Consider the following 5057-nt stretch of genomic DNA (forward strand, 5'->3'; position numbering starts at 1 on the left):
AACAGGCGCAAGACACTCGTCACCTGCCGGCCATGCCACGAAGCCATCCACGCCGGACGACCTACCACGCAACCCACGGCATAACCACTGGAGAGCCCGTTGCGGTTAACGCCGCCCGGCGGGTTCGGCGGGGGGCCGACGGAAAAGGACCCAACCAGGGCACCTCGCCGGCGGCCTACCCGACTCTGACGGGGCCCCGGCGCAGCAATGCGCCGGGGCTACCGGACAACCGTCTACATTGGACTCGCGATGTCACTTTCCGTGAGGACCACTCCCAGCTACGCACTGGCGCCGCCCCACAGGCTATGGCCAGCTTCCGCAACCTGACACTCAATACCTACCGACTGGCCGGCAGAGCCAACATTGCCCACGCCCGCCGTGACCTACATGACCGCGCCGAAGCCTTCGCCGTACTAATCCGAAATGGGGTTACTGGACCGAAGGCAATCGCAATATAGCAGGTCAGGGCACGTGCTAAAGTCCAGTAGCCTAGATTCCCTTTAGTATACGGCATATAGCAAACTATCACCGAACCGGACAGAGAGGAACAACGCCGGGGCCCTGATGGACGGCCGGGATGAGAAACGAGCGGGAAACCGCCCGGACAAAGGTACCGGACCATGAGCCTAACGCGAAGTGTCACCGCGCCAGTCGCCTACCCTACAGCCGGATGCGGAAACGACGTGCCGGACAGCATCGCCGAGCACTCAGAACTTAAAAGCTGGACACGGCGGCTGGTAGGGTGTGTTAGGGATGTACTTGGACCACTGGTCGCTGCTAATCACGTCGCCGACGCTTGCGCAGAGGTAGCTGACAGCGGTGTCGGGGTCGGCGCTCCATACAGTGACCTTGCTGCCGACAGTGGCCAGGAGCGGCTTGCCTTGCTTGCTGAAGGAGATCTCGTTGCCGCCGAGGCCTGTACTGTTGTGGGCGATGGACGCCCGGTAGACGGGAATCTTCGGGTCAGTTACATCCCACAGTTCGATGGCTCCCTTTTTATCTCCGAAGCCGGTGCTCAGGTTACCGCTGCTGGTCCACGCCAGGGTCCGGCCATCGGGCGTGAAGTCGATGCCCGTTCCCGACCCGATCGTGCGTACCACGGTCGGGTCATGTGCCAGTTGGTCGTGGTCGACCTGCCATAGCCAGGTCTTGTCGGCACTGTCGGTGACGGCGAGCAGCTTGCCGTCGGGGCGGAAGACGGATTCCGAGACCATCGATCCGGGGGTCAGGTAGCGGGTTGGTTCCGGGACGGGGTGGCGGGGATCGGAGATATTCCACAGCATCAAGGTGTCGGCGGTGTTGCCGACTAGCAGGTGGCCGTGGGGGGCAAAAGTCAGGCGGAAGACGAGGCCTGGCATAGTAGCGAGTTGGCTCGGGTGGGAGGGATCGGTGACGTCGAACAATTTCACCGCGGGTGGTGCCGGCTGGTCGGTTCTGCTGGTGTTGTCGGCGACGGCCAGCACGCGGCCGTCCGGGCTGTAAGCCAGAGCTCCCACGCCGTTGGCGAAGGTGCTCACAGTGGCCAGCGGGGTGCGGGGATGATCCGTGCTGCGCAGGTGGAGAACGATCCGGTCGCCGTCCTGATCGCTGGTGGCGAGGACGCTGCCATCGGGGTTGAACGCGGCTCCTGCCGCGCCGATGTTGCCGCTGCCGGGTAGGTCGGCCAGTTTGTGGTGTGGCGGCTGATCCGAGAGGTCCCACAGGAATCCGTCGCTAGCTCCTTGCACCGCCAGCAGCCGCCGGGGGCCACCGCTGAACCGCACGGCCACGTCGAAACCGGATGGCGCCGGGCCGAAGCTGCCCGCCGCGCCCAGCTGGGGGGCGTTTTCGACGTCCCACAGGTGGACGCCGAAGCGGGTGGCGTGCAGCAGCCAGGAGCCGTGGGGGCTGAAGAGGGTGGTTCCTCCCCCGGACGATGAAGGTAGCGGCTCTTGGACGTCGTTGACGTCGTCGATGCGCGACGGGTCGTCGACTGTCCACAAGTTCAGATGGTCGCCGCAGGAGGTAGCCAGCACCTTGCCGTCCGCTCTGAACGCGGCTGATACCAAGGTGTTCCGGCAGTTCGCCCCCGAGTCGTCCTTCGCCGTGAGAAGCGCCGGGCGCGCCAGGTCGCGCACGTTCCACAGCCGCATCCCGTTGGCGTCGTCGTCGCCGGGTCCTGCCAGGACGTCGCCGTCCGGGCGGAACGCCACACGGTGCATCGGCGAGTCGGACAGGTCCGTGCCGATCGGTGCGCCGCCGAGCACGGACGCCGCGGTGCTCCGGGCCCGGTCGGCGAGGTTCCACAGCCGGACGCTGCGGTCGTCTGCGGCGCTGGCCAACACCGTGCCGGAGGGCGCGAATGCCAGCGAGTCCACTTGCCCGGTGTGACCGGTCAGGTCCCTCAACAGGCGCGGCGTGGCCAGGCCGGGGACCTCCCACAACTGGATGACGCCGGTGACTGTGCCGAGCGCGAGCAGCCGCCCGTCCGCGCTGAAGGCGATCGAGGTGACACCGGCCGGTGTCCCGGGGGGAACGGCGACGACGACTGGCCGGTCGGGGACGGTGACGTTCCACAGCCCCAGCGCGGCCCCGCGTGGGCCGGTGCTGGAGGCGGTCGCCGCCAGCAGCCGCCCGTCCGGGCTCAGCGCGACGGCGCGGGCGCCAGGCAGTGGGATCCTGCGCCCTTTCGGGTGGCCGTCGACGTCCCACAGGGCGACCTCGCGGCCGGTGGACAGGGCGAGCGTGGTGCCGTTTGTGGTCTGGCCGATGTCGGCTACCGGATCCTGGGCGTCGTAGACGCCGGGAGTCTCCAAGTTGTCCAATAAGGGTGCGGTGTTGGCCTGCGGGTCCATCCGGTAAGCGACGATGCTCAACTGTTTGGCCAGCCCGGGCTGGCTGTCGCGGAGTTTTTCGGCTTCGGCGGCGGCTAGGCGGGCCACGGCGTGGTCGCGCTGCGCGGCCGCTTGCCGCTGGTTGGCCACCGCACGGACGCCGCCGCTGACGGCCAGGAGCAGCAGGGCGAACAAGACTGCGAACGCGCGGACTCGTCGGCGCCGGCCATGGCGGCGGCTGGCAGTAAGGAACACCCGAGTGGCGGGTGCCAGGTCGTCGCCTTTCAGGGTGTCGGCGGCGTCGGTGGCGCGGCCGAGTTCCCACAGGTGATCGGTGGGCCGGCCGGCGCGCTCCCAGGCGTCCGCGGCGTCGGCGGCACTGGCCCGCGCCCGCAAGGTGTCCATCGCGGCGGCGATGGCGGTCGCCAGCGGCTGCCAGGCGGTGAGGATCTGTTCGTGGGCGATATCGATGACGGGGCCGAGGCCGGGAGCGCCGGTGCCGCCCGCCGGATCCCCCCTCTCGCTGCTGGCGGTAGTGATGATGAGCAGCCGGCGGGCGACGAAGGCGTCCAGCTCGGTGCGGACTCGGGCGGGCAGGCTGGTCAGGGCCACCCGCCGGCGGCTGACCTGCCCGGTCTCGTCGACGGTGACCAGCCGCAGCAGACCGGCAAGCACGTCGGATTCGGAGCGGCCGGTGGCCGCCGCAGCGGCGACCAGCGCCGCGTTGGCCTGGCCGGCGAGAGCCCCTCGCACACCCCTGAGGTCGCTGTACCGCTGCGCGGACAGCGTGCCGCCGCGGGGCACGCCTTCGGCGAGCTGGTTGAGGACGAACGCGAGCAGCGGCAGGGCGTCGCCGCTGCCGGTGTCGGCGACCATCCGGGCGACGAGTTCATCGTCGACGGTGATCCCGGCGTGGCGGGCTGGCCCAGTGATGACCAGCGGCAGCAGGTCGTGGGCCAGCGGGGGCAGCACGAACGAACCCAAAGGCATCCCGGCCTGGGCGGCCAGGGCTGCCAGCGGGTCGAGGAACTCCGAGCGCAGGGTGGCAACCGCCCGTACTCGGCCGGGCCTGCTGGTAGCCTCCCGCAGCAGCGCGGCGAACGCCTGGCGGGCGGGCACGGCAGTGCGGGTGAGCAGCTCCTCGGCCTGGTCGACGAGCAGCAGAAGGTGGCGTGCCGGTTGGGCGTCGGCGAGCAGGTCCGCCGCCAGGCGGGCCAGCCCGTCTGGCCGGGCCAACTCGGCGGCGGCCCTGCCGGAAGGCCAGCCCAGCTCGCGACGGCGGGCCTCTGCGGCGAGCAGCCGGCCCAGGGCGGACACAGGGTCGGCGTCCGGGTCGTCGGCGGGGACGAGCGGGGGCAGGACCAGCCAGTCCGGTTCGGCGGCCAACAGCGGACCCAGCCCGGCACGGGCCAGCGATGACTTACCGCAACCCGAGGGGCCGACGAGGGCGAGCAGGCCGGCGCCGGCTGGTGAAGCCGGGACGCGTAGCCGCTCGGCGAGCCGCCGCGCCTCGTCATCGCGGCCGAAAAACACCCGGGCCTGGCCGGCGTCGAAGGGAACCAGGCCGGGGTAGATCGGCAGACCCGCCGACCAGGGTGCCCCGCCGGTGCCGTCGAGCTGGCGCAGCGCATCCACCAGTGCGTCGCGAGCCTGGGTGCCGTCACCCTCGAGGTCGGTCCACTGTGTCTCGGCCGAGACCAGCCGGTGGGAGACACCCCGCTCGGCACGGACCGGCAGGATGCGCACGCCGTGCGCGCGGGCGATCCCGACCTCGGCGGCGCACCACGGCGATACGGCGAACGCGGCGGTGACCACCGCAACCAGCCCGTCAGCGGTGTACAGCTCGGCGAACAGCCGGTCCGCCCAGCCGTCCCCGACCCGTAAGCCGTCCATATCATGGTCGAGGAACACCGTGTGCCCCGCGTCGCGCAGCCACCCCGCAACCCGGCTCGCCACCGCCAAGTCCTGGCTGGCATGGCTGATGAACACCCGCACCACAGTGCACCCCCATCAGGGCTGCGCGAAGGTCGCACAGCGTTACGATCTGCTACGTTTTGTAGTCGCCTTGTGAGGCCATCCACATGCACCGTGGAAGGGTATGGTGCGCTTCAACGCTGCCCCGCCTACATCGGTCGAGATTCGCCAACATATCGGCGCGGCACGTCGCGTGTCGACCAGAAGAATCTGCTGGAACGTGATAGGCGACCTGTGGCCGCTGCATTATCTGACATCTGGCGTACCGGT

General features: G+C 69.6%; 1 protein-coding gene. It reads right to left on the minus strand.

What is annotated here, in order from left to right; translation table 11 throughout:
• Positions 1-707: 707 nt before the first annotated feature.
• Entirely contained in the window at positions 708-4808 is a 4101-nt protein-coding gene (locus tag MJ783_RS21855) for a TIR domain-containing protein (RefSeq protein WP_239313431.1), read from the minus strand.
• Between the last annotated feature and the right edge of the window lie 249 nt (positions 4809-5057).

The organism is Protofrankia sp. Cj3, from assembly GCF_917627355.1.
In the GTDB taxonomy this organism is placed as follows: domain Bacteria; phylum Actinomycetota; class Actinomycetes; order Frankiales; family Frankiaceae; genus Protofrankia.